Consider the following 26447-nt stretch of genomic DNA (forward strand, 5'->3'; position numbering starts at 1 on the left):
ATGCCTCTTCTGGTTTTCCAGAAGAGGCATTTTTTCAATAAGTCGTTAACTTAAACAGTTTTTGAAAGCCATAAATTCCACGTTGCCAAAAGTTGAAATCATCTTGATATTCTTCGACATCGAGTGTATAAAGCGCATCCTCGTTATTCCATAGCCGATCGAAATACTGAGTCATTTCTGTAGTTAGTTCACTGTCATTCGGCGCTTCGATGCGTAACGTGCTTTCAAGGTTGTAGTCATTGAATGCTCGTTCCGTGTAGTTTGTCGAACCGCCCATGACGATGGTTTCATCTTGTTTTTGAATCATGATAGATTTGGTGTGGAACTGACCAACAACTGCATTGTACCAACGCACTTCTATACGATTTTCCGATTCCGCCAGCATTTCGTTTACAACAGGTCGGTTTGGTAATCCCGTTTTTTCATTTCCAAACGCATTGGCATTGGCATCTAGTATTAAACGAACAGTCACTCCACGGTTCGCTGCATCTGTCAATGCACGCACCACACTGCTTTCTGAAATATAGAACATGGCAAGTTGAACGGTGTCGCCTTTTGCTGTTTTTTCAATATCTGAAAGTACTGCATCTAATACTTTTCGCTCTGTTAAGTATTGAACCTCGTACTGACCTTGTTGTTCAGTTGCTTCGATTCTTGGAAAATCTGGTCCGTCTGAAAAACGAGACACGGCTTCCTCGGCCTGCAAAACATCATTGATCACGGGTCCGCTTACTTTAAACGCCATATTGCCATGTAAACCGCTGGCATTATGCGGATTTGCGGAGCTGATGATTGCTTCTTTTTCAGTAATGACAGCTTTTCGATGGTTTGCCTTAATGTTCATCATTTTTAAATAAGACGATACAGTTAAGTCCGGTGCATCACTCGACATGCCGTTCGGCACCCATCCTTGTCCCCCTGCATCAAACCACTGGAAAACCACACGATAAAGTCCAGAATAAAGCGGTGTTGAATCACGCAATTTATCGAGGTCAGTAATAATTACTTCGACTCCCTCATCTTCTAATGTGCTTAAAAACTGGCTCTCATAAGAACCATATCCACTATTTAACGGGTCGGTTATAAAATAAATTGGAAAGTCTGGATTTTCTGCTTTTTTATCCAGTAGATGATCAGTTAAAGTCTCTGCTACTGCTGGAAAGTCTATTTTTTCATCATTATAATTATCAAATAGAAAAAGGTCGATGACGATAAATTCTTCAGCTTGGTCAATCATGTCATAGATTTCATTGAATATTCGCAGCTCACTTTCTGTTTTTCTTCCTTCTTTGTCTTGAGCATAAGACAAGTCATAAATCATTTCCACACTATCTACTCGGTGGAGCTCGCCGGCACTTGAAATTCCTTCAGGCAAAGGCTTGAATGTTTGCCAGACGATGACTGCAATATACAGAAATGCAAGAATTCCCATACTGCCCATCACAATTCGTTTTCTTTTGCTCCATTGTCGTAACTTTCTTTTTTTCATAAATTTCCCACCTCTAATCTATTATAACCAGTAAGCAGGAAAAACTCTCACTCATTTTCATAAAAAAAACAACCGAAAACTCGGTTGTTTTAAATCGCTACTACGTATTCACGCGTTCGGTCATCGTCCATTAACATATCCTTCAAACGTTGTTTGCCTCGGAACAATCGAGATTTCACAGTACCAATAGACACTTTCATCACATCCGCAATTTCAATTAATGAATATTGGTGTACATAGAAATACAAGATTGTTGTGCGGTAAATCGCATCCAGCTCTGAAATTTTATGACGAATCATTGTAGACACGTCTTGTTTTTCCAGAAGTTCAGCTATGCTTGTTGAGTCTGAAGCGATCAAATCAAGCAAAGATACATCTAAACCTTCAGGCTGTTGAATCATATGCTTGCTGCGTCGCACGTTTTTGCGGTAACGATCACGGAATGTATTCATACAGATGGTCGTCAGCCATGCTTTTACATGATCTACTTCAGCAATAGAAGATTCGTAGCGGACTACTTTTAACCAAACTTCTTGCATCAAATCTTCGGCTTCGGCTTTATTGCGTGTCAGTTTTAAACATAAATGATAAATGTATCGATTGTATTCTGTATATAAATTTTCCATGATCGTGCCCCCGTCTGTCATATTTGTCGAGCGAAGCTTTTGTTGCTTCCGCTTTCTCTTATAACCTTATATTGACGGAGTTTTACCTTTCGCTCTATCGGTTCTACTTTCATTCTCCTTACAATTGTGTAATAAAGGGAACTTTTTTTGCGACTAAAAAATCCCTATCCCTAGACAGGGAAAGAGAGTTTTCTAGGCTAGCACTTCTTGCTCTTTTTTATCTTTTTTCGTAATTGTTAAACGGACGATCCGATTTCTGTCCATTTCATTGATTTCCACGTGAAGGTTTTCGTATGTGAACTGCTCGCCTTCTTCTGGCACATGCCCTAGCTGTTGCATGACAAAACCAGCGATGGTATCGTGATCGTTTGGTACTTCCACTTGGAACATATCGTTCACATCTTCAATTTCAAGACGACCATGACACGATAAAACGTCATCTGTCATATCAAAAACCAATTCATCATCATCTTCATCTGTTTCATCTTCAATATCTTGACCAATCATTTCTTCAATAATGTCTTCATGTGTCACAATGCCTAGTGTTCCACCGTATTCGTCTAAAATAACTGCCATGTGTTTTTTCTTCGACATCATCATTTTAAAGACAGTTTCTACACTAACCGATTGAACAACAAACAACGGATTATCATCCATCAGTTCTTCTAACGTCAAATTTGGATTCATCGACCATTCAATTAATTTTTTTGCATAAAATAATCCAACTACATTATCCATGCTTTCTTCATACACGGGATAACGCGTATAAGACGAATCTAAGATCAAATCGCGAACTTCTTCATAGCTTGAGTCAATAGCAATTCCCACAGTATCGGTTCGATGCGTTGACATAACATCTGACACGTCTTTGTGAGGAAAATCGAGAACGCCTTTAATCCGCTCAGACTCATCTTCTTCAAACGTACCTTCTGTAGACGCAATGTCAACCATCGTACGCAATTCCTCTTTTGTCATAGTTGCTTCTTTTACAGTGCCTTTTGAAATGATGCGAATGAAAATATTCGTGAATTGCGCTAGCAACCAAGTAAGTGGCATTAAAAAAACCACCATAATACTGATTACAGGAAACACCATATAAGCGACTTTATCAGCAAACGTAGCTGAAATTGTTTTTGGCAATACTTCACCGAAAATAATAAGGATCACAGTTAAAATGGCCGTCGCAACTCCGACTTCCCAGCCTCTTGTAATCGCGATGGTTGTTACCAATGTTGGCAGCATGATGTTCGCGATATTATTACCAATTAAAATAGTCGTAATCATTCGGTCCGGCTTCGCAATTAGTTTCTGCAGTTTTTGTGACTTTGCATCTCCCTGCTCTGCGCGAAGATGGACCTTCATCCTATTTATTGCAGTTAATGCCGTTTCGCTTCCTGATAAGAAAAACGACATAAACAAAAAGATAACTAATGCTATAAACAAATTTACTTCCTCCAGTGTTATGAACACATAATTTTACGAACTCTTTCCATGTTTAACACTATACCATAGCCAATTTCCTCTTGTCGAAAACCAAAACTTGGTATGTTATAATTTTTCTATACGAAAATCTAACAAAGCGAGGGATCTTGATGAATGCACAAGCAGTAGACCAATACTTTAAAGACCACCGAGAAACACATTTGGATGAGTTAAAATCATTTTTACGTATTCCTTCTATTAGTGCGCTGTCTGAACACAAAGAAGATATGCAACAAGCTGCCGAATGGCTAATTGCTGCATTTGAACATGCAGGTTTAGAAAATGCTAAAATTGATGCGACAGAAGGCCATCCAGTTGTTTATGCAGACTGGCTTCACGCAGAAGGCAAGCCAACTGTACTAGTATATGGTCATTACGACGTTCAACCTGTAGACCCTCTTCACTTGTGGGAGACAGCTCCTTTTGAACCGCAAGTACGCGATAACAAATTGTACGCTCGTGGCGCAAGTGACGATAAGGGACAAGTATTTATGCACGTTAAAGCAATTGAAGCTTTATTGAAATTAGAAGGCGAGTTGCCAGTTAATGTTAAATTTATCATCGAAGGTGAAGAAGAAATAGGCAGTCCGAATCTTCCGAAATATGTGGAAGAAAACCAAGACTTATTAGCGTCTGATATTATCGTCATTTCAGATACAGGGATGCAAGGTCCAGGTCGTCCAGCTGTCTGTTACGGATTGCGCGGTCTTGCAGGCATTCAAATTGATGTCAATGGCCCTAAAGGCGATTTACACTCCGGCATTTATGGAGGCGCTGTTCAAAACCCGCTTCATGCAATTGTAGAAATTTTGCAATCGTTCCGTGACCAAGAAGGATTGATTCAAGTAGAAGGTTTTTATGATGATGTACTTGAAGTTTCCGACAAAGAACGCGAAGAGTTTGCGGCACTCCATTTTGATTTAGAGCACGAGAAAAAAGAAATTGGTATTTCTGAAGACTTTGGCGAGAAAGACTATTCGTTTGTTGAGCGCACTTGGATTCGTCCAACACTTGAAGTAAATGGCATCACGGGAGGCTTTTCAGGAGAAGGTATTAAAACCGTGTTACCTGCAGAAGCCAGCGCAAAAATCACTTGCCGTCTAGTACCCGACCAAGACCCAGATGATATTGTAGCCAAACTCAAAGCACACGTAGAATCCCATAAACCGGCAGGCGTAACGGTTGAGATAACTGAATTCGATAAAGGTAAACCGTTCTTAACACCTTATGACCACCCTGCGATTCAAGCAGCTGGACGTTCATACGAAAAAGTTTACGGTGTACCCACTGCCTTTACACGAATGGGTGGATCGATTCCTATTGTTGCTGCATTTGACGAAATTTTAGGTTTACCGGTTGTATTGATGGGCTTTGGACTAGCATCTGAAAATTTCCATGCTCCTAATGAACATTTCCACCTTGAGAATTTTGATAAAGGACTTCGTGTCATTAGCGACTATCTCTTCGAAGTAGCTGAGTTAGACTAATCTTTTTATAAAGGCCTTCCCTAAGTGCAGGGAAGGCCTTTATAGTTAAGTTAAAAATTTTTTCATAACCACTTTCTTGCTATTCTACTTAATCGCTTTAAATCGGAGGTTCGCTATGATCGTTTACTGGTTAGTATCCTATGTGGTTGGTAATTTCCTCACCGCTTGGTGGATTGGCAAGTGGAAAGGTGTCGACTTGCGCCAAGAACGCAGCGGCAATCTCGGGGCCAGAAATGCGGGAGCTATTCTTGGAAAAGCAGCTTTTGTATTAACTTTTCTTGGAGACGCAGGAAAAGGGGCATTCGTGGTATGGATTGGCTTCTTTTTCGATTTCCCTATTTGGACGATTGCTGTAGCAGGTTTAGCTGTAATCTTAGGCCATCTCTTTCCTTTCTGGCTCAACTACCGAGGTGGCAAAGGAATTGCGGCTTTTGTCGGTGTGACATTTTGTTTAACACCCGACCTCTTTCTCGCAATGTTTATTTTATTTGTTGCTTTTTATCCTTGGTTTAAAAGTGCCACATTGTGCATGCTCGCAAGTTTTGCTGGCTTTGTTGCCATGACGGTTATTCTTCAAGTATGGATTGTTGTTTGGCCATTAATTATAGCCATTGTTATTATTGTTATTAAACACAAAACAGATATTGAAAAATCCTTTAAAAGTCGTTTCCGCTAATCCGTTCGTGTAAATCGTTTGTTTTAGAGCTATTGCTACCGTCCAAATATTATCCATGATATAGTTTCTGTATTCTAATTATTCTAAATAGATTGGAGTTTTTTTATGAAAAAGCCAATTGCGTGGATTATGGATACCACAGGATTTGTTACAGAAGAATTTAAAGCTCATCCAGATGTGTATATCGTTCCATTAACTATTCATTTCGGTGCAGAAGAATTTATCGATGATGGTGTGGATTTGACGAATGATGATCTTTATAAGCGCATTAAAGAAGCGACTAGTTTACCCAAAACGTCGCAACCTTCTGCTGGAAAATTTGCAGAGCTGTATAACAAACTACAAGAACAATACGAATGTGCTATAGCCGTACATGCTTCAGCAAAGCTTAGCGGAACGATTGCATCTTCTACTGCAGGTGCTGAGATGAGTGGGTTTAAAGTATATGCTATTGACTCATTAGCGCTCTCTTATGGTTTGTCCGGCTTAGTAGAGCGAGGATTCGAGCTCGAAGAACAAGGTCTCAAAGCAGAAGAAATTGCGCAACGATTAGAAAAAGAAACAACAAATTTTCGCAATTATATTTTAATCGGCAATTTATCACAGTTATATAAAGGTGGCCGGATGAGTGGCGCTCACTATTATTTGGGTAGTTTATTACAAATCAAACCAATCGTGCAGCTTACAGCTGACGGTGAACTAAAACCGATTGATAAAGTTCGGTCTCATAATAAAGCCATTCAGTATTTAATTAAACATGCTCAAAAAGATCACGAAGATTATGGCGTTCGACGTTTTCAAATCATGCACGGTCACACTATGAAAGAAGCAGAAAGCTTAAAACAAGAAGTATTAAAAATAATTCCTGATGCGGATATTTTAATCGGCGACTTGAGTTCTTCACTGGCCGTTCATGCAGGAGAAGAAACACTTGCTTTGCTGTGGCGAAAAGATGATTTGTAAAACACTATAATGACTAAAGTCTTATGTCCTGTTTTATTTCAAAGACTTTCCGACTAGACAAGACTTTTTCAAAAGGATATTTTTTTCGTGTTCTGCTACAATAAAAGTAGAAGAATACGGATGAGGTGGATTTAATGCAACATGTAGAACGAGAGCTTACTGAACTTGTAAAACTTTGTGATGCAAAAGGCCAATTAAATCCAAAAGCTATCGGCTATGCAAAGCAGCCTTTAGTAGAAAGTAATTTACGTGGGAATTTTATGCGTAAGAAGAAATGGAATTATTGGTGCATCTTTGGAGATGAAATTTTGTTTTCAGCAACAATTTCTCACTTGGACTATGCAACCGTCTGCTTTATCTATTTCCTAAATTATGAAACACAGCGTTTTTTTGAAAAAACCATTATTCTCCCATTTGCGCGTCATGTGAAATTGCCCGAAAATGTATTAGATCCCTGTTATTTCCGCAGCGATTTAATGACTATCGAATCAATTTACAGCCAAGGAGCAACGCACTTAACCGTTCGTGCAAAAGAATTTGACGGAGAAGATTTAGAAGCAATTCTAGTTATTTCTCACCCTACAGATTATGAATCATTAAATGTTGTTATTCCATGGAATCGGCAAACCTTTCAATTTACCGGCAAGCACACGTCACTTCCTGCAAGTGGCATGGTGAAAATTGGCAATGATCAATTTAAATTCGATAAACTAGATAGCTTTGCGGTATTGGATTACGGTCGTGGCGTTTGGCCAAGAGAATCTCATTGGAATTGGGGTATGGCTTCTCAGCGATCACTTGGGAAAGTAATCGGCTTAAATTTAGGTGGCAAATGGACCGACGGTACAGGTATGACAGAAAATGCATTTTTTGTAAACGGCAAAATGACTAAAATTCATGAAGATGTCTTGTTTCATTACGACCGGGAAGATTACAAAAAACCATGGCTTATTCATAGTAAGTTTTCTGATGACATCCGACTAACCTTTTCTCCCTTTTTTGAGAGAGAAACTAAAACCGATATGCGACTGGTTAAATCTGAAGTCCATCAACTATTTGGCTATTATAATGGCTATGTTCGGTACACGGATGGAAAAAAACTAAAAATCACGCAGCTTCTTGGATCTATTGAAGATCATTATGCTAAATGGTAAGTCAAAAAAGGTGTTGGAATGCGTGCATTCCAACACCTTTTTTTAGTTTTACTAACAACTTTTTTCAGCTTAAATATGCCAGCATTTTTTCTGGATAATCGGTAAAAATTCCATGAACCCCAATTTTTTGTAGTTCTTCTGCGTAGCTAATATCGTTTACCGTATAGGTATAGACAATTGCACCTTTTCTTAAAGCATCTGTTGTCATTCTTCTAAAAGCAGATGGCAGCGAAACGTGAATTCGCTTTGTGCCAATAACACGTGCGTAATCATAGACGTCCACTAACACTTCAAAAGTTAGAATGGCGCTTTCTACTTTTTTACCTTGTACCACGGATTGAATGTCTTCGTGATTAAAAGAAGAAATGAGAATGCGATTGATAAATCCACGCTTTGTTGCCAAATCAATCACTTTATCGGCCAAGCCATCGTATGGAAATACATCCGATTTTAACTCAATATTAAGTCGGTGGGTTGTGTTTTCAAAAATATCGAATACTTCATCTAGTGTTGGAATTTTTTCATCGCTCCACTCTTCTGCATACCAAGAGCCACAATCAAGTTCTTTTACTTCTTTTAAAGTCATTTCTTTAATATAACCTCGACCATTGGTTGTGCGGTTGACTTTCTCGTCATGAATAACAACAATTTCGTTGTCTTTTGTTAAATGCACATCGATTTCCACACCCGTAATTGGCAATTCAGCCGCCGCACGAAATGCAGCTAATGTATTTTCAGGACATGTTCCTGAGCACCCTCTATGTGCATAAATCTTCATAATACTCCTCCTAAATATCTGTTCGAATTTCCCATAATTCAGGGAAAAAATATTGATCCAACACTTTCTTTAAATAATTAACGCCTGATGAGCCGCCCGTTCCTTGTTTAAATCCAATGATGCGTTCTACTGTCTTCATGTGACGGAAGCGCCATTGCTGAAGCCAATCTTCAATATCAACTAGTTTTTCAGCCAGCTGATACAATTCCCAATGGGTTTCTACATCGCGATAAACGGTCTTCCATGCCTCACGCACACTTTCATTAGATTCATAAACCATGCTAACATCTCGCTGCAAAAAATCTTCATCAATAACAAATCCACTTCTCGCCAGTTTTTGAATCGCTGCATCATACAACCCTGGTGCATTAAATGCTGTTTCAAGCTTTGCATGTAGTGGTTCATCTTTTTCATAAATTTTCAAAACATGCTTCGTTTTATAACCAAGAGCAAATTCGATCATTCGGTATTGATAAGACTGAAATCCACTCGCATTGCCTAAGTCATCACGGAACTCCATATACTCGGCCGGTGTTAATGTCGATAATACGTCCCATCCTTGAATAATTTGAGCTTGAATGCGCGATACTCTCGCTAATTGTTTAAATGCTGTTTGCAAATCGTCTTTATTGATATGATCGATTGCCGATTGCAATTCATGCAAAATTAACTTCATCCACAATTCCGATACTTGGTGAATAATAATAAATAAGGTCTCATCGTGATGTCCACTAACGCCATCTTGTGCTGTTAAGAGCTTATCTAAATGAAGATAATCACCATAAGTCATGCTTTCTTTAAAATCAGTACGTATGTTTTTTTCAGATGCCGCAGCGATGTTTTGGCCATTTTCATAGTTAGTCATCCATATCACTCCATTAGTTCTCAGCTTTAGCTCGGCTAGTCTCACTTATAACCTATTCTGTAATTGCTTCGCAAATATAAACTTCTGTTTTATGAATGCGTTTTCGGTTTCCAATAAGAAACGGTTTGTACTCGTACAAATCCAGATTTCTCATAAACATGTACTGCTTGATCGTTCGTTTCTACATCAAGATACACTCCATTTAGTTCTCGCTTAAATGCCAATTCTCTACACCATTTCAATAGTTGGTTGTCGTACCCTTTGCCTTGATGATCGGGGTGAACTGCAAATGCGGTTATCCATAAAGCATCTTCTTCTGTCACTAACGTAACCATTGCCAGTAATTGTTGATTTTTTTGAAGCATCCATATTTCTTTTTCTGGATCTTTCTTATTATGCTCTAAAATCAAATCATCAAATGCGGAAGTTACAAGCTCAATTAGTTTTTTAGCTTGAGCTTGTCCTGTGTAAGTTGTGATGGTTAAATCTTCTGGCAGTTGGCTTTGCGGTAACGGCTCTGCTGACAAAAGAATTTCGTTAAAATCGAGTTGATACGCTAAACTTTCCATAAATCCAGCAATTTCAACTTCGTTTGCGAACGCGACCAACTCACTTTCGACCTGACGTTGCGCTAAGCCGTGTGAGATACCATCTGCTAATGCAGTGCCCAGCGATAACTTTCTATAATCCGGATGCACGTACAGTGACCATTCGTAATGATGCAAGCCCATCATATCTGCTGCGGCCGCAATACCCACTAATTCATCTTGTTCAGTATATGCAAGAACAGTGAATCCTCGTGTATCTGCTGCTCTCCACAAATTGGGATGAAGTACTGTTATGGATTGTGCTGGTAGTCCTTCAAGCAGTTTCGCCATATCACCGGCAGTTTGTTCATCTACTGGAAACGAACTAATTGATACTGACAAATCCATTTTGCCGCCTCCTCTCAACTTTAATTTATTCGAATACGCTAGTAGAAATAGTCACGATCTCGGAAAATTATTCGTTATTTTCATCCTATCATACCGCATGAAACAGTGGCGCTATGAAAATAAAGAAAAAGAGCTACTCCTTATAAACTGGAGTAACTCATTTTCTATAATTTAGCTTCGGACAACATGGTAGCGTAAAGACCTCTTTCACTTATTAGTTCTTGCTGTGTACCTGATTCTACTAACCTTCCCATTTCCATCACAAGTACCAAATCGGCTTTTCGAATGGTATTCAGTCGATGCGCAATGACAAAGCTTGTACGTCCTGCCATAAGTCGTTCTAAGGCTTCTTGGATTTTCAACTCTGTTACGGTATCAATGCTACTGGTTGCTTCATCAAGTAACAAAATAACTGGATCGGCAATAAGCGCACGAGCAATTGACAACAATTGTTTTTGACCTTGACTAATCATTGAACCGTCGCCTGTCAAAATGGTATTATAGCCTTCTGGCAATTTCTCGATAAATTCATGAGCATTCGCGCCTTTTGCGGCTTTTATGACTTCTTCATCAGTTGCATCTAGTTTGCCGTATCGAATGTTTTCACTCACCGTAGCTTCAAACAAAAACGGATCTTGCAGTACGAAAGCAATTTGTTTACGCAATGTTTCGCGCGGCATCTTGGCGATGGGCGTGCCATCTAAACGAATTTCACCTTCATTGGCATCATAAAAACGTGCTAATAATTGCATAATCGTTGTTTTTCCTGCTCCCGTTGCTCCAACCAATGCAGTTGTTTGACCAATCCCTACTGTAAAACTTACATCACGGATGGTCCAACCTTCTTCTGAACCTTCATATTTAAAAGAAACACGGTCGAAAACTACCTCACCTTCTAGTCGTTTTTCCACATTGAAAACGTGATCGTCTTTTTCTTCAGTTTCATCCATAATTGAAAAAACTCTCTCGGCTCCAGCAATAGCTGATAGTACGGTATTAAATTGGTTTGCTAAGTCGTTTAACGGACGCGTAAATTGACGAGCATACTCAGTGAAAATAACGATTACGCCAATTGTTACTGAGCCGTTTAAAGCAAGAATTCCCCCAACACCCGCTACAATCGCGAAACTGCCGTTATTTAGAACGTTCATCACTTTTGGTATAAATCCCGCATATGTCCACGCCCAAAATCCAGCTTGGCGAAGATTTTCACTTTTTTCGCGAAACTCTTCCATCACACGTGGTTCTTGTGAGAATGCTTTAACAATTTTTTGGCCAGAAATGGTTTCTTCAATCATGCCATTTAATTCACCGATAGCTTTTTGTTGTTCTTTGTAGAGCCTCCCCGTGCGCTTTGTAATCCATTGAACAGAGACATACATGAGCGGAATGATGATTAAAGTTAGTAGAGTCAGTAAAGGGCTGAGCGTCAACATAACGACAGCCGTACCAGTTAACGTTAAAATGCTAGAAAATACTTGAATAAACGATGTATTCAAAGTAGAAGAAACGGTTTCAATATCATTGGTCATCCGACTCATCAATTCACCGTGTTGCCGTTTATCAAAAAAACTAACAGGTAACCGCTGAAGATGTGAAAAAAGTCGCGTTCGCAAACGATAGATAACTTGCTGAGCAATTCCTACCATCCAAAAATTTTGCAAATACAAAGAAATAGAATGACCAACATAGACAACTATGAGCCACAATACGACGATTCCCATTCCATCAAAATTTTGCGGCACAATATACTCATCAATGATAAAGCCGATTAAGTAAGGTCCAAGTAAAGCCATAGCGGAACTGACAAATACCAGTGCCAATACGACAAATAATAACAACCGTTGCTCATCGACTAGTTTCCAAATTTTCAAAAGTGTCGATTTCCAGTTTTGTGGACGTTCATCTTTCTTGCCTTTTTTTTTCATTAAGTCTTCTTTTGTCAAAATCGGTTCATAGCCAAAAGGTCGGCGAATGGCATCAAACATATTCATCAACCTCTTCTTCCTGTTGAGACATTGCAATCTGACGATATAGTTCTGATTTAGTCATAAGCTGTTCGTGTGTGCCATACGAAGAGATGCGACCTTCTTCTAGCAATAAGATTCGGTCTGCTCGCATCGCCGTTCGGATTTTTTGTGTGACGACAAGCATTGTGGCTTGTTCTTGTTCGAGCTCTTCCCACAACGCACCTTCGGTTTTAACATCCAAGGCACTCGTGCTATCATCCAAAATTAAAATTGAGGGATTACGAACTAGCGCTCGTGCAATAGAAAGACGCTGTTTTTGGCCACCCGATAAGTTAACGCCTTTTTGTCCAACACGTGTGTAATAGCCTTTCGGAAAACGCTCGACGGTTTCGTGAATTTGCGCTTTGATCGCGGCATCTGCCAGCTCGTCTTGTGCGACTTCATCTTTTCCCCATGATAAGTTATTGGAAATAGTTCCTGTAAATAGCAATGATTGTTGAGGAACAATGCCAATGGTTTTACGCAGTTCACGCAACGACCACTTTAAGACATCCCGACCATGTAAAGAAACAACGCCATCCGTTGTGTCATAAAAACGAGGAAGCAATTGCAATAAAGTCGTTTTTCCTGATCCTGTAGCACCCATAATTGCTAGTTTTTCATTGGGGTTTAGTTTGAAAGAAATGTTTTTCAGTACAGGCTCTTCTGTTCCAGGATATGTAAACGATACGTTATCAAAACAAATCTCTCCAAGGCGAATCGGCTGGTCTTCTCCAACGTCTTCTTGTTCATGTCCATCTTCTGCTAATAGCACTTCTTCTAATCGCTCAGAAGACGCTTTCGCTCGTACAAAAATCATGATAATGAAAGAAAACATAGAAAAAGCCCCAGTCATGCGCATGGCATAGTTGACGATTGCGACCAGTTCACCGATTTGCGCTCCACCTGCTTGGATTTCAAAAGCACCAAACCACAATACAGCGAGTAACGATAAGTTCATTCCAAATAATAGAATGGGTAAAATAATTTCCATAATACGAAACGCTTTAACTGTATCAAATTTCAAATCGCCTGCTACTTTGGAAAAGCGCTGGGTTTCGTATTTCCCACGCAAATAAGCTTTGATTAAGCGGACCGCTTGTAAATTTTCTTGAACAATGCGATTGACACGATCTAATCGTTTTTGAACAAAGCCAAAATACGCAACACCTTTTTTAACCATAACGTAAAGAAATACAAGTAAAAACGGAAAAACAATAACCAAATACAAAGCTAGTTTTGGATTGACCACAAATGCCATAATCATACTTCCGACAACAAGCAAAGGTGCGCGCAGCATGATTCGCAATCCCATATATAATACTTGTTGAACTAGCGTAACATCACTCGTGAGTCGCGTAATTAAACCAGAAGCTGGGAATTTATTGAACATGGCTAACGAAAATGATTGAATACGCCCATAAACAGCTTGTCTTAAATCAAAAGAAAAACTATGAGATGCATGAGCTGCAAAATACGAGTTGACAATTCCTGAAACAAACGCAATCACTGACAGAGCCATTAGCACAATCCCTAATTGAATGATGACATCTTGGTCTCTTTCTACAATTCCTTTGTCAATAATGCTAGCAATTACAAGTGGCTGCATTAATTCCACTACTAATTCTAGTAACATTAAAACAAGTGCAATGGCTATATAAAATTTATAGGGTTTTGCATAAGAAAAAACTGTTTTCACGGGAGTTCCTCCTAAACGTTTCGAAACCCGAAACTTTATACTAAATAGTATGCCACAATTTTCAGATATCGAATAGTCATTTCTATTATAAAAAAGCGATGCCTGATGAGGCATCGCTTTCTAAACTGTTGATTGCTTTAGTTGATTGGTTTAGGAAACTTGTTTTTCCTTTTCTTCTTTTTCGGATTGCCAGCAAGAGAAAGCCACGCGACAAACACTAACATAGCCAGTGCCCCTACTAGTTGAATCGCTGACAACACTTGTCCAAACCAAAAAATTGAAATCACCATAGCTGTTAGTGGCTCAAACGATGATAAAATACTTGTTTCGACTGGAGTAATGTAACGCATGCTACTCAAGAATAATACAAAAGCGGCTGTTCCAAAAATAATGATTGCCACTATAGACCCGCTAACAGCAGGCTTAGCTAATACTGCCCATTCATCAGATAAGAATATTGGATTTACCACACCTAGGAAAATCCCACCAAACAACATGGACCACGCCACAATGACTAAGACACCCCATTCTTGCATGAGACGGGCGGGATATAGCGTGTAGAACGTAAAAGCCAATCCCACTAAAACGCCCCAAAACAACGCTTCTCCGCTAATGATCAATTGATCTGGCTTGCCATTGGTCAACAATAAAAACAATCCTGCTAAAGTTCCTAGCATTCCAACAACTTGGTAGGCAGGAGGCAATTTTTTATGAGTTATAGAGACAAAGACAATAATGTATACAGGAGCTAAAAACTGCATCAACGTCGCCACAACTGCGTTACTGGCGTTAATTGCTGCTACAAAACTGTATTGAACTCCTAGCATTCCTAGCACGGAGAATATAAGCAAGGGACGAACCCAATATTTATTACGAAAAATAGCGGTAATGTGAACGCCTTTTATCTTCAAAAAAAGAAGCAATACAATGCCTGCAACCGTCAACCGAATTGTGATAATAAAAGGGACAGAAATAGCATAGTTATCCATCACCCATTCCATTAAAGGACCCGTTGCTCCCCATAAAATAGCGCCAACTAATATCATGGAAATTCCTTTCAAACGTTCCATACCTGCACCCCCTTTCCTCACAGAAAAACCAATCTTAAAAGATTGGCTGATTTGTATTTAAAATGAAAGATTCATCATTAACCCTATATAAAAACAACCAATAAACCCAACGCCCCAAAATAAAGAGAGCCACGTGTTTAACTGTCGATAAAAACTTACAAGCATTAAGCTCAATAATAGCAAACTGAGTCCAATTAGCAATACGCCATTCAAAGTCCAATCCAACTGAGCTGCAATTGGTATGTATAAAGGACCTGATATCTTTTCAATCAACCAGCCTCCCCCTTCAATCCGCAATGTATCATTGACGTCATGAGGTGGAGCTTGTTTGCTCATAAAAGCAGTGAAAACGAAAACACAAAGCAAAAGCAAACTCTCTACTTTTAACCAAGCTTGCTGAAAAACTTTTTTCTTATTTAAAAAGCCATTTAGTAAAGCTGCTAAGAGTACCGGAATAATACTGATGTGTTTGAGCAAAAGCAGTTGACCATAAGGCAATGCCCACGAATTGGTATAATCTGCTGGCGCGACAAAAAAGAACATGATGACAACACCACTAGCAATGACACCAGCAACACAGACTAAAGCAACTGGAGTAAACCAACTCAAAAATCGACGCCAGTTTTTTCCGTTTTCCGCGAACCAAGCTACATGGAGCAATATGCCTGTCCAAACTGACATGAGTAAAATATGACTTGAGTGAAGAGCAAAGCCTGCCCATAAATCAAGTGTGGAGATATGACTATAGAAACCCACGGTTAGTATAAGTAAGAATGTATACAAGGCTTGAATATAACGGTTGCCATCCACATAAATCGTAATCGCTAAAACAACACTGAGCAACACTGTGACAAGCCATCCTTGACCAATGCGAAATTGAGTAATAGCCGTTTGAAAGGCTTCTGCAGTGCTTTGTGTACTTTGAAGAAACACAACCAATTCATAGACAGGAACAAACGATAAAAAAATGATCGCTAGTGTGCTAATAAGTAACAACATTTTTGAAGTAGACAAGCTTGGCTTCTTGTTCTCCGGTACAAATTTCAAAATAATCGCGCCGGCAAGATAAGAAAAAGCAGTATATAAGAAAACATCCGCAATGGCTGTAAAAAAAATCATTTCTTTTTCAACAACAATCTATAGATTCCATATATCGTTAAAACTGCTGCTAGTGCCATTACAATAAGGATAGATGAGTTGCTGCCATTTTCTGTTTGTGTATTTTCGCCTTTACTTGTAGCGGCTTTGGATTTGTTTGGTGTCTGTTCATCATTTTGACTTGAAGTTGACTTGTTTACTCCACTTGGTCGTTCGCTAGTTTCGTTCGAAATACCGATTGGAATCTCACCTTCGATGGGATGTTCATCTTCTCCAATAATAGTCCAAAGAATTTGATACGATCCACTTGGCAATGTTTTGTTGAAAGTTCCGACTAAACGATTTTCTTGAATTTCGATACTTTTAAATTCGAAAGAATCATTTTCACCTTCAACACTCATTGTGCTACCTTCTTGAATATCTGAATCAAAAACTAGCTCAACATTATTCAATGTCTTAAAATTTTCACCTTCTATAGGTGTCGAAGAAAGCAAACCTGTATGTGCTTGTACTGAAACAGGAATAAGTACTAGTGCGAAAAATAATATCAAAAACTTCATATACATTTTTTTACCTCTATTTTCATGTGATTTAAGCCTATTCTCTCACGATTTTTACAGAAAGGATAGAAAAATTCAATAATTCCCTTTAGAGATTGTTTTTAAAAGGATGACGATGAAGCTTTTCTTCTCTATAATGAAAGTAAACTACGGTTAAGGAGCGTCAAAGAATGACTGAACTGCAACAAACTTTATCTGACACCCTCGTTTTTAACCAAATTCCTTTCCCGATCATCATTATCGATAAAGATGGTTTAATTACATGGTGCAACCATAACGCTGAACGTATTTTCCAAATAGACTCTGAAGCTATTAAAGGACAAGCTTCTTCTTATATGAATCCTGAGAAAGCAGCTTTACATAAGCACTCATGGGAAAAATTATTACATACAGAAGAACCCGTAAGATTTGAACACATCGAAGTCGAATTAGCTGAAGGCGTAAAGGCCTATACAACTGTCGTAGCCAAATCTTATACATTCGACGGCGAGCCTTTTGTCATGACGATTTATGAAATTGATGAATTAGATACAGAAGGCTCTTCTGCTATCGAGTTAAATCATTTACGGAATGGGTTAGATGATTCGTTTATGCTGCTTTATTTTGATCATGAATTTTTAATTACGTACGCAAATCCGTTGTTTTTAAAACTAAGTAAATGGACACCTAAACGAATTTTAGGAAAACCAATTTGGCATATGTTTGGAGATGGCGAAGCGGAAGTCCAATTTGTCGACTCTATTTTATCGACTTTGCGCCAAGGACTTGCTTGGAACGGCGAAGCCAAAAAAGTTAAAAAAGATGGTGAAGTATACTGGGTAGAACTGACAGCGATTCCAATGCAACTGTCGAGTGAAGATACGTACTACGTTTTCCTCGAAAGAGATATCACAGCGAACAAACTAGCACAACAACATCTTGAAGAAATTGCTTTTATTGATCCCGTAACTGGTTTAGAAAATCGTCATCGACTTGAACAAGTTGTTAACGAATATATAACAGAAGAACGGAGTTTTTCTTTTATATTTCTAGATATTGATCATTTCTACACATTACGTGATGTATCCGATACAGATACGGAAAACGAATTGCTTATCGAATTCACGAAACGATTGCGTATGTATTTCTCTGATTCTATTATCACGCGTGCTGGATTGCATGAATTTGCTTTAGTAACGCCGTTAAGCAACTGGTTTATCGAAGGGTTTCTTCATTATTTGCAGCAACACCCTATTTATCTGCAAGGCACAGCAGTGCCAATGACTGTCAGCGGTGCGATTACAAAATTTCCAGAAGACCAGCAAAGTTTCACACATTTGATCAAAGCATCTTATGCAACAATTCGAAAAGTAAAAGATCGCGGTGGCAGCGCAATTTCAGCACTAACATCGGGCGATCACGAACGTTTAAGTCGAAAAGCAGCGATTGAAAAACGGCTGATTTGTGCATTGGATAGTAAAAACCTACAACTTTTATATCAACCACAAGTCAACTTAGTAAACGGAAAAGTAGAACGAGTAGAGGCATTTGTGCGCTGGACCGATCCTGAAATCGGTGTCGTTACGCCTGATGAACTCATACCAATCGCTGAAGAAAATGGCCTCATCAATAAAATCGGGAGTTTTGTCGTTGAAACAGCTTGCCGGCAATTAAGTGATTGGAAATCCAAAAACATCGATTTGCATATCAGCATAAACTCCTCCATTCATGAATTTAGAGATAAAGACATGGCCAAAATGATCTTGAATCAATTAAAGATAAACAATTGCGAACCAAGTTCTTTAATGATTGAGATAACCGAAAAATTCGCACTCGAAGCTGAAGCTGAACGCTCTATCATGACACAAATGAAAAGTCTCAACCAAGAAGGCATAAGCTTTGCGCTAGATGACTTTGGAACCGGCTACGCATCGTTCCGCTACATGCTAATGTTGCCAATTTCTTCAATTAAAATAGACCAAATGATTATACAATCTATTACTAAACAAGAGAAAATGCAAAAACTCATTAACGGCATGATTCAATTCGGCAAATCACTAGATTTCCAAGTAACCGCTGAAGGCGTCGAAACCAATGAACAATTTGAACTGTTACGCGCTATGGGATGCGACAGCCTACAAGGTTTCTTCATCGGCCACCCAATGACAGCATCAGACCTAGAAAAATGGCTAGGGTAACAAGAAAAGCGTAAGCACCCGTGTAGCTCTGCCGGGCATAAGGCAGACCGGCAGAGCGGCGTTCTTTGCCGCACAGTCGGGTTGACTTATGACCCAAAGAGCTGGGCGTTGGAGCTAGACATCAAGAAAAGCGTAAGCGCCCATGTAGCTCTGCCGGGCATAAGGCAGACCGGCAGAGCGGCGTTCTTTGCCGCACAGTCGGGTTGACTTATGATCCAAAGAGCTGGGCGTTGGAGCTAGATACCAAGAAAAGCGTAAGCGCCCGTGTAGCTCTGCCGGGCTTAAGACGCTCTGGCGAAGTGGCGTATTTCAGCCGCACAGCAAAATTAAAAAACCCCGAAAAATGGGACTGACCAACAAGATTCAATCTTGTGTCAGCCCCATTTTTTTCTGTATTCTTTTTGCTTGTCGCTTAAAGAACAATTGCATTAACACTTCAGCAAATACCAATCCCATTGCTACAGCACCTGAAATCATCATAGCTTCTGAAGCAAATGCGATGGCTTCTAAATAGTTATTTTCAACGATGTTGCGCATAGCATTGTATGCTTTACTTCCCGGAACCAATGGAATGATTCCAGCAACACTAAAAATAATCATGGGCATCCGAAATTTTTTAGCAAGTAAGTGCGCTACAAATGAGACGGCAAAAGCTCCAGCAAAAGAAGCTTGTACGGGATCGTCGAACGCCAAAAAGAATATGCGGTAAATTAGCCAGCCGCTCATGCCAACTAATCCGCAGCTAATTAATGTTCGCTGTGGTGCATTAAACATCACACCGAATGCGCCTGCTGCTAAAAAGCTAAGCAATGCTTCCAAAGGCCAGTTCATCGAAACTCCTCCTTAAAATGATAAAACCACTGCAATTCCTGCGCCAATTGCAAAAGCTGTTAAAAATGCCTCTGCCCCTTTAGACAAACCAGACATAAAATGACCTGCCATTAAATCACGAACTGCATTGGTAATGAGCAACCCAGGAACAAGTGGCATAATTGAACCAATAATCAAGGTATCTAGATCTGTTGAAAATCCTGTATATACAGTAATCGATGCCAGAATCCCAATAACAAAAGCCCCAATAAATTCAGCGAATATTTTTACTCGCGTTTCTAGTAGAATGGTTTCCACAATGATAAATCCAGTACCTCCAAAAACAAAAGCGAACGGCAGATCGTGCCAAGTGCCTCCTAACAAAATAAAGAAACAGCCACTTGCTAAAGCAGCAGCTAAAATTTGTAGCCACATATTAAAGCGATAATTAGTTTGATCAATAATTAGCATTTCATCATAAGCTTGCTGTAATGTAAACTCTCCCGCTACCAACCTGCGGGAAACGGAATTGATTAACGCCACTCGCTCAAGGTCAGTACTTCGATTGTTGATACGAACAAAGCGCGTAGCTAGCTCCTCGCTTGGAGAAAACATAATGCCTGATGGCGTCACGAAACAATGGGAGTTCACCATATTTTGTGACACAGCCATTCGGATCATCGTATCTTCAACGCGGTATGTCTCCGCTCCACTTTCCATCATAATTCTACCGGCCAGCAGAAAACAATCCAAGGCAAGTTCGCGTCTTGTTTCACCTATTTGCGTCACATGTTTTTCTCCTCTCCCAGTCGATACCCTTCCCATCATATCGCAACTACGCAAAAAACTAAACGTCTCAATAAATTGAGACGTTTAGTAGATCATGATTTATAGGTGTATTTTCAACTATGGCTTTAAAATGACTTTTGTACAATTGTCTTGGTGGTCATTAAAAATTTGATAAGCTTCACCAGCATTTTCCAAAGGCATAATGTGAGAAATAATTTCACGTGGGTCAAATTCCCCGTTCTCAATTTTTTTATAAAGCATTGGCATCAAATGGACAACAGGTGCTTGCCCCATTTTCATCGTTACGTTGCGCTCAAAAATATTGCCAAGTGGGAATTGATTGTAAGTCAATCCATAAACTCCAGTCAATTGAATAGTGCCGAATTTGCTGACAGCATCTTTAGCGATATTAATTGCGCTCAGTGTACCACCTTGAAGCATTAGTTTTTGCTGTGCAGCTTCTGCTGGAGATTTCTTACCGTCCATTCCCACACAGTCAATTACGACACGTGCTCCACCTTGTGTGATCTCATGAATTAAAGCACCTGTGTTGTCATGTTTACTAAAATCAACAATTTCCACATTGTTGATTTTCTTAGCAAGTTCCATTCTGTAGGGAATTTCATCTACAGCTATTACGCGACTAGCGCCTTGCATCCAAGCAAACTTTTGTGTCATTAGTCCAATAGGTCCACACCCGAGAACGACAACAGTATCTCCTTTTTTAACTCCTGCATTTTCAACACTCCACCAAGCTGTTGGCAAGACATCTGATAAGAACAATAGCGATTCATCTTCTAGTTCAGAGGATTCCGGAATTACAAGTGGCATAAAGTTTCCGTAAGGCACGCGCAAATACTCTGCTTGTCCGCCTGAATAATCACCATACCGCTCTGTCAAACCAAAGTATCCGCCTGTATCGAAATGAGGATTGCCGTTGGAGTTATCACACTGACTTTCCATTTCGTTGCTACAATAAAAACACTTGCCGCAGCTGACGTTAAACGGAAGCACAATGCGATCTCCTTTTTTTACTTTAGTTACATCTGATCCTACTTCTTCCACAATTCCCATCGGTTCGTGTCCAATGACCGTATCTTTTGTTGTAGGTAGAGCTCCTTGATAAATATGTAAATCTGTTCCACAAATAGCTGTAGCCGTTATTTTTACGATGATATCATCTTTTTTCTGCAGTTCAGGATCTTTTACGTTTTTTACTTTCATATCCTTTGTTCCTTGAAACGTGACTGCTTTCATGACTATCCCTCCATCGCGTTCAGAATATTCTTCACTTTCCCTGTTTCTATAAATCAAAACATAAAAAAGAAGCGAAAGATTCTTTCGCTTCTTTTCATTCATGCAATTTTACAACATGAATGGGTTCAAAAGTTTCTAAGCTATAACTTTTGATTTCATTATTTGCCACGGTATATAACTCATCATCGATATAAACAATACGCTGGATAGCCGCATCCCATTCTCCATACTGATCTTCTGTTTCTTCTATCAAGCTTGCTGTTTGTGAAATCCCATCTGGCGTTATTGTGTAAATAAATGCTCCGTCTCCTTCAAAATCCATTTCACCACTTGTTTTCTCATCATATATACTTGCTGGAAAACCAAACAAGTTTTTTTCCGAATGGGTAAACAATGCTTTGTGATCATATTGAAGAGCAGAATATGTTCCAGCGCCTCCGATAATTTCAGTGTCTTTTTCTTGAGGATTAGCAAAATCGCTGACATCAAACAATGAAATTTTCATGCCTCCTGTAACAACTATAGGTTCTTCGTTTTTTACAGGTACTAGTTTTGTATCGTACCCAAAACCTATCAAGTGGTCTTTGTCTAGTGGATGTAAATAATTTGAGAAACCTGGAATTTTCAGTTCTCCTAATACTTTTGGAGAAGAAGGAACAGAAACATCAATGACAAAAAGAGGATCTGTTTCTTTAAAAGTCACCATATATGCTTTATCGCCAATAAAACGCGCCGAGTAAATCTGCTCACCGTGAGCTAAATTTTCCACTGAGCCTACTTGTTTCATCTGTGCATCCAATATAAACAAATGATTTTTTGAAGGAGAATTCAAGTTCCATTCGCTGCCTTCTGTGGTCACTGCTCGAAAATGCCCTTCGTATTCATCCATGGAAAACTGATTGAGCAAAGACCCTGTTATTTCTGCAGATGCTAAAAAGTTAACTTTGGTACCTGCTAACTCGAATTTAAAAACTTCTGTGTTCGCTTGCTGCGGAAGCCACACACCCACTTTCTTGCTGTCACGGGTATCAGCATCATTTAATGGAACAAAAGCAGAAGCTGTTAAGTACAAATGGTCTTCGTTCATATAAAGCTGCTCACTGCCACCTAAAAATCCTTCTGTAGAAATTGTATTGGTTTCAGGCATCGTCAAATCCATAGCTGTAATTACACTATAACTTCCTTCTAATGTTCCAGGCAAAATCGCGATACGGTCATAAGGCAAAGGCTGAAGTATACTTTCTTGTTTTGAATCGTATTGATGTGGGCGCAGTTCTGGCTGGTGTTGTTGTTCTTCTAAAGTCCAGTATTTCGGATAGACATTTGTCACAAAATACAAGACATTATTCGTTACTCGCGCGCCACTCAACTCTCCTTCTGTTCCAAATTCTCGGATTTGTTTGGGAGACTCTGGATTGCTAACATCGTATACGTAAACTGAAGTAAGTCCTATTTGACCCACGTTTTTCGGAAGCGCAGAGTAGCTACTCCCCATAACAACGAGTGTATCTCCTGTTAAGAAAAGTTGCTGTGGATATGCATATTCCGGAAAATTTAATTTTGCTGATACCGTCATCTCACTTGGATTTTGCACATTAGAAATCATGACAACTGATTCGCTAATTGAATAAATATACGATCCATCTGTTTTCACGATGTCTGCTTCATCTACACCTTCTACTTGCGTATTTGTAGTAGAATAATCATTTTCTGAACTTGCACCTTCATCTCCGCCAGCTGCAGCATCTGAAGTTGTTGCTGCGTCTTTACTACTTTCTGCAACAGTACCTCCATATTGCTCATTGATTTGATTTATCTTTAGCAAATACTTAAAGTAATCTGTTAACTGTTCTTCGCCAGATACTTTTTTTAACTGTTTATAAACAACAAATGAAATTTTTGTTTCCACCAAATTTTTAATAAATCTGTTTTTCAAAGCCTCTTTTTTTATGTGCAAGTGATATTCACCTGTTGGAATTTCTGTGATTTCCAAGGTCTTGCCGTTGTCTTGAATATGCATCTTGACCTCCACAGGTCTATTCTTTTGATCCGTAATGTAAATGTCACCTTTTTCTACAGCTTTTTGCCGGAGAGACGAAGAGAAACTAGCTTTCCATCCTTGCTCTACTAAAGCGATAGGAGAGGCAGTGATGGACACTTTGTTATTGAGTACAAAAAACGTTAATCCCATAGCGATTACGATAACGATTGCACTTATCCAATACTTGCTCTTCATGACTTCACGTCCTTTCTGATAGTCCTTTTACTAGTAGACAGTTAATTATCAGAAAAGTTACACAATTAATTCGAATTAGTTAACGCTTCATGAAATGTTGCTGAGAATGTTGCTATAGAACAAGTCATCTTGCCGCCACCTTGTGCAAGTTTACTATTTCCGCCACCTTTTCCTTCCGTTAAAGTCAAAAGTTGATTTAGCACATTTCTCATATCTCCCTCTACTTGTTCTCCTTTTGCACAAACAAAACGAATCTCGTCTTTTGAAGTACTCATCAATAACATTGTGACTGAAGGGTGATGACTTGTAACGAGACGAGCTAACTGCTGAAGTTCTTTAATGGGTCGATCTTCGAACATTTTTTCAACCACGTTGTTGATGGGCAAAATTGCTTGTGCTTCTAAACTGATTGTATGATCTTGAAGATTTTTAATTGTTTTGTTTGCTTCTGTCTTATCATTCAATAACACCTGCGCTGCTTGAGTTAACTCGGTAATTGGCGCATTTAATTGAACCACTAATTCATTGGTTGTTTCAAGTAAGAAGGTAAAGTAGTTTAATGCCCGGTTGCCACACAAAAAATAAATCCTCAAACCGCCTTTGTTTTTTTCAGTAGAGATTATTTTAAGTAGTCCAATTTCTGCTGTGCTTTTCGGGTGTGTACCACCACATGGATTCAAATCAACCTCATCGATTTTAACTAAACGAATATCACCTTCTACTGCTGGTGGCTTTCTCAGCTTTAACGTTTTAGCTGTTTCCGTATCCACATAGCTTGTTGAAATCTTTAAACCTTCAGCGATTCGAGCATTGGCTTTCTTCTCAATTTCTTGAAGCTGCAAAAGAGTAACTGTGTCTAAATCCAAATCAATCGATACCCGCTCTTTGCCTAAATGAAAACTTTGTGTTTTTAAGCCAAGCAAATCTTCTAATAAGGCACTCAATAAATGCTGACCTGCATGTTGTTGCATATGATCATATCTTCGATGCCAATCTAATTGCGCAGAAAAGCTTTCAGTCGGTAGTTTGCTATCCGTATAATGCCGAATTTCACCATCCACCGTTTGCACATCGATTACTTTCGCCGGTCCTATTTTCCCTGCATCGGCAGGTTGCCCGCCTCCTTCAGGATAAAAAAAGCTTTGATCTAAAATGACGTAATAACCCGTTCCGTCTTTTCCGCTCTGGATAACGTGCACATTAGCTGAAGAAATTTCAGCATCTTGATAGTATAATTTGGTTGTCATGTTGATCCTTCTTTCTTTAGTGAATAAAATCTCTTTTGTTCTATTGTTTATAGAGAATGATTACGTGGAATTATACATATAAATAGATTTACAGGGGGACCGATGATATGCCTAAGTTTAATCGCTCGGTATTATTGTATAACGGTAATGCAGGAGCGTCTACGGTGGACGCTGTTTTAGGACTAGCCGTACCACATCTCGCGCAAGCATCTAAATCGCTCGAAATTATTCAAACCGATTCACCTGAAGAATTTGAAGCTGCTTGTCAAAATGCTGCGACACACGCAGACATTTTGTTTATTGCTGGAGGTGATGGAACTGTCCATTTGGCGGTCCGTGCGTTATCAACCATTTCCAATCCCGCTCCAATAGCTATATTGCCGAGCGGGACGGCCAATGATTTTGCCCGCACGTTGAATATTCCACTAGAGTTGAATTTAGCTGCACTAGAACTGATTGAAGGCGAAATCAAAGAAATTGATACTGGAAAAATTAACGGAGGGTCGTTTCTGAATTTCGCAGGCATTGGATTAATTGCCGATGCTTCATCTAATATCGACCCGCTCTTAAAAGAACGTTACGGCAAAATCAGCTACTTTATGAGTGCTTTACAATCATTGAGACAAGCTACACCATTTTCAGTTCAGTTGAAAATTGATGAAATTAGCTATGTTGAAGAAGCTGTGTTGGTGCTGGTTATGAATGGGAAATCAATTGGAACACACACTTTTCCACTAGCTACAATTGACCCAGCAGATGGTTTGCTCGATTTGTTTATTATTCAAACTTCTTCTTTAGCTGCGATTCGTGAATGGTTTTCATTATCACAACCTGAAATTGCTACAGAAGAATTAGAACATGTCACTCATTATCAAGGTAAGTCTATATCTATTCGTACATCCGAACCGCTAGATGTCGATACTGATGGCGAGATTTATTTGAAAACACCACTTGAAATTGAAGTGCAACCGCATAGTTTGAAAATGCTTGTCCCTAAAAAAAAGGAATCGTTTTTTTAAAAACAACAAAGGCAACTCTAA

22 protein-coding genes are annotated in these 26447 nt (G+C 39.2%); 6 read left to right on the top strand and 16 right to left on the bottom strand.

Features of this window, described 5'->3' with window-relative positions; all coding sequences use genetic code 11:
- Window positions 1-34: 34 nt before the first annotated feature.
- The 3 genes from I858_RS13760 to I858_RS13770 form a co-directional block, all read right to left on the bottom strand.
- Window positions 35-1489, bottom strand: coding sequence for a phospholipase D family protein (locus I858_RS13760; RefSeq protein ID WP_049693000.1), 1455 nt, complete (start codon window positions 1487-1489; stop codon window positions 35-37).
- An 89-nt stretch (window positions 1490-1578) separates the two neighbouring features.
- Window positions 1579-2115: an RNA polymerase sigma factor gene (locus I858_RS13765; protein ID WP_049693001.1), complete on the bottom strand. Its 537-nt coding sequence runs from the start codon at window positions 2113-2115 to the stop codon at window positions 1579-1581.
- A 192-nt stretch (window positions 2116-2307) separates the two neighbouring features.
- A complete protein-coding gene (locus I858_RS13770; protein WP_049693002.1) occupies window positions 2308-3558 on the bottom strand; it encodes a CNNM domain-containing protein in 1251 nt (416 codons plus the stop codon).
- A gap of 149 nt (window positions 3559-3707) precedes the next feature.
- On the opposite strand from I858_RS13770, the gene I858_RS13775 reads away from it, so the two are divergent.
- The 4 genes from I858_RS13775 (at window position 3708) to I858_RS13790 (ending at window position 7877) form a co-directional block, all read left to right on the top strand.
- The gene (locus tag I858_RS13775) at window positions 3708-5084 is read left to right on the top strand and encodes a dipeptidase (RefSeq protein ID WP_049693003.1); all 1377 of its coding nucleotides are present in this window, start codon (window positions 3708-3710) and stop codon (window positions 5082-5084) included.
- A 115-nt stretch (window positions 5085-5199) separates the two neighbouring features.
- The gene (locus tag I858_RS13780; protein ID WP_049693004.1) at window positions 5200-5760 is read left to right on the top strand and encodes a glycerol-3-phosphate acyltransferase; all 561 of its coding nucleotides are present in this window, start codon (window positions 5200-5202) and stop codon (window positions 5758-5760) included.
- A 105-nt stretch (window positions 5761-5865) separates the two neighbouring features.
- A complete protein-coding gene (locus I858_RS13785) occupies window positions 5866-6723 on the top strand; it encodes a DegV family protein (RefSeq protein ID WP_049693005.1) in 858 nt (285 codons plus the stop codon).
- 134 nt (window positions 6724-6857) lie between these two features.
- Window positions 6858-7877 (top strand): DUF2804 domain-containing protein, encoded by a 1020-nt coding sequence (locus tag I858_RS13790; RefSeq protein WP_049693006.1) that lies wholly within the window; start codon window positions 6858-6860, stop codon window positions 7875-7877.
- A 64-nt stretch (window positions 7878-7941) separates the two neighbouring features.
- Here the strand turns inward: I858_RS13790 and I858_RS13795 are convergent, their stop codons facing one another.
- From I858_RS13795 to I858_RS13830, 8 genes are all read right to left on the bottom strand, one after another.
- Window positions 7942-8655 carry a glycerophosphodiester phosphodiesterase family protein gene (locus I858_RS13795; RefSeq protein ID WP_049693007.1) on the bottom strand — a complete coding sequence of 238 codons (714 nt, stop codon included), beginning with the start codon at window positions 8653-8655 and terminating at the stop codon, window positions 7942-7944.
- Window positions 8656-8665: 10 nt separating this feature from the next.
- A complete protein-coding gene (gene kynA, locus I858_RS13800) occupies window positions 8666-9520 on the bottom strand; it encodes a tryptophan 2,3-dioxygenase (protein ID WP_049693008.1) in 855 nt (284 codons plus the stop codon).
- 89 nt (window positions 9521-9609) lie between these two features.
- Window positions 9610-10455 carry a GNAT family N-acetyltransferase gene (locus I858_RS13805; RefSeq protein WP_049693009.1) on the bottom strand — a complete coding sequence of 282 codons (846 nt, stop codon included), beginning with the start codon at window positions 10453-10455 and terminating at the stop codon, window positions 9610-9612.
- A 164-nt stretch (window positions 10456-10619) separates the two neighbouring features.
- Window positions 10620-12443, bottom strand: coding sequence for an ABC transporter ATP-binding protein (locus I858_RS13810; protein ID WP_157886550.1), 1824 nt, complete (start codon window positions 12441-12443; stop codon window positions 10620-10622).
- The gene (locus tag I858_RS13815; protein ID WP_049693011.1) at window positions 12436-14163 is read right to left on the bottom strand and encodes an ABC transporter ATP-binding protein; all 1728 of its coding nucleotides are present in this window, start codon (window positions 14161-14163) and stop codon (window positions 12436-12438) included. The genes I858_RS13810 and I858_RS13815 overlap by 8 nt, the downstream gene beginning before the upstream one ends.
- A 137-nt stretch (window positions 14164-14300) precedes the next feature.
- Window positions 14301-15233: a DMT family transporter gene (locus tag I858_RS13820; protein WP_049693012.1), complete on the bottom strand. Its 933-nt coding sequence runs from the start codon at window positions 15231-15233 to the stop codon at window positions 14301-14303.
- Between the two features lie 57 nt (window positions 15234-15290).
- Window positions 15291-16352, bottom strand: a complete 1062-nt coding sequence (locus tag I858_RS13825) for a copper resistance D family protein (RefSeq protein WP_049693013.1) — start codon at window positions 16350-16352, stop codon at window positions 15291-15293.
- Window positions 16349-16897, bottom strand: a complete 549-nt coding sequence (locus I858_RS13830; protein ID WP_049693014.1) for a copper resistance CopC family protein — start codon at window positions 16895-16897, stop codon at window positions 16349-16351. Before I858_RS13830 ends, I858_RS13825 begins: the two co-directional genes overlap by 4 nt.
- Window positions 16898-17061: 164 nt before the next feature.
- Here I858_RS13830 and I858_RS13835 point away from each other — a divergent pair, with 164 nt between their 5' ends.
- The gene (locus tag I858_RS13835) at window positions 17062-19068 is read left to right on the top strand and encodes a sensor domain-containing protein (protein WP_049693015.1); all 2007 of its coding nucleotides are present in this window, start codon (window positions 17062-17064) and stop codon (window positions 19066-19068) included.
- Between the two features lie 363 nt (window positions 19069-19431).
- On the opposite strand, the gene I858_RS13840 is transcribed toward I858_RS13835, so the two are convergent.
- The 5 genes from I858_RS13840 to I858_RS13860 all read right to left on the bottom strand — a co-directional run bounded on the left by I858_RS13840 (window position 19432) and on the right by I858_RS13860 (window position 25407).
- Window positions 19432-19899 carry a threonine/serine exporter family protein gene (locus tag I858_RS13840; RefSeq protein WP_049693016.1) on the bottom strand — a complete coding sequence of 156 codons (468 nt, stop codon included), beginning with the start codon at window positions 19897-19899 and terminating at the stop codon, window positions 19432-19434.
- A 12-nt stretch (window positions 19900-19911) separates the two neighbouring features.
- Window positions 19912-20667 (bottom strand): threonine/serine exporter family protein, encoded by a 756-nt coding sequence (locus I858_RS13845; protein WP_083553715.1) that lies wholly within the window; start codon window positions 20665-20667, stop codon window positions 19912-19914.
- A 117-nt stretch (window positions 20668-20784) separates the two neighbouring features.
- Window positions 20785-21924 carry a zinc-dependent alcohol dehydrogenase gene (locus tag I858_RS13850; protein WP_049693018.1) on the bottom strand — a complete coding sequence of 380 codons (1140 nt, stop codon included), beginning with the start codon at window positions 21922-21924 and terminating at the stop codon, window positions 20785-20787.
- Between the two features lie 94 nt (window positions 21925-22018).
- Window positions 22019-24160 (bottom strand): beta-propeller domain-containing protein, encoded by a 2142-nt coding sequence (locus tag I858_RS13855; protein WP_049693019.1) that lies wholly within the window; start codon window positions 24158-24160, stop codon window positions 22019-22021.
- A 65-nt stretch (window positions 24161-24225) separates the two neighbouring features.
- Window positions 24226-25407, bottom strand: a complete 1182-nt coding sequence (locus tag I858_RS13860; protein WP_049693020.1) for an alanyl-tRNA editing protein — start codon at window positions 25405-25407, stop codon at window positions 24226-24228.
- A 107-nt stretch (window positions 25408-25514) separates the two neighbouring features.
- Here I858_RS13860 and I858_RS13865 point away from each other — a divergent pair, with 107 nt between their 5' ends.
- Window positions 25515-26426 (top strand): diacylglycerol/lipid kinase family protein, encoded by a 912-nt coding sequence (locus tag I858_RS13865; RefSeq protein WP_049693021.1) that lies wholly within the window; start codon window positions 25515-25517, stop codon window positions 26424-26426.
- Window positions 26427-26447 lie beyond the last annotated feature (21 nt).

Source organism: Planococcus versutus (assembly GCF_001186155.3).
Lineage (GTDB): Bacteria > Bacillota > Bacilli > Bacillales_A > Planococcaceae > Planococcus > Planococcus versutus.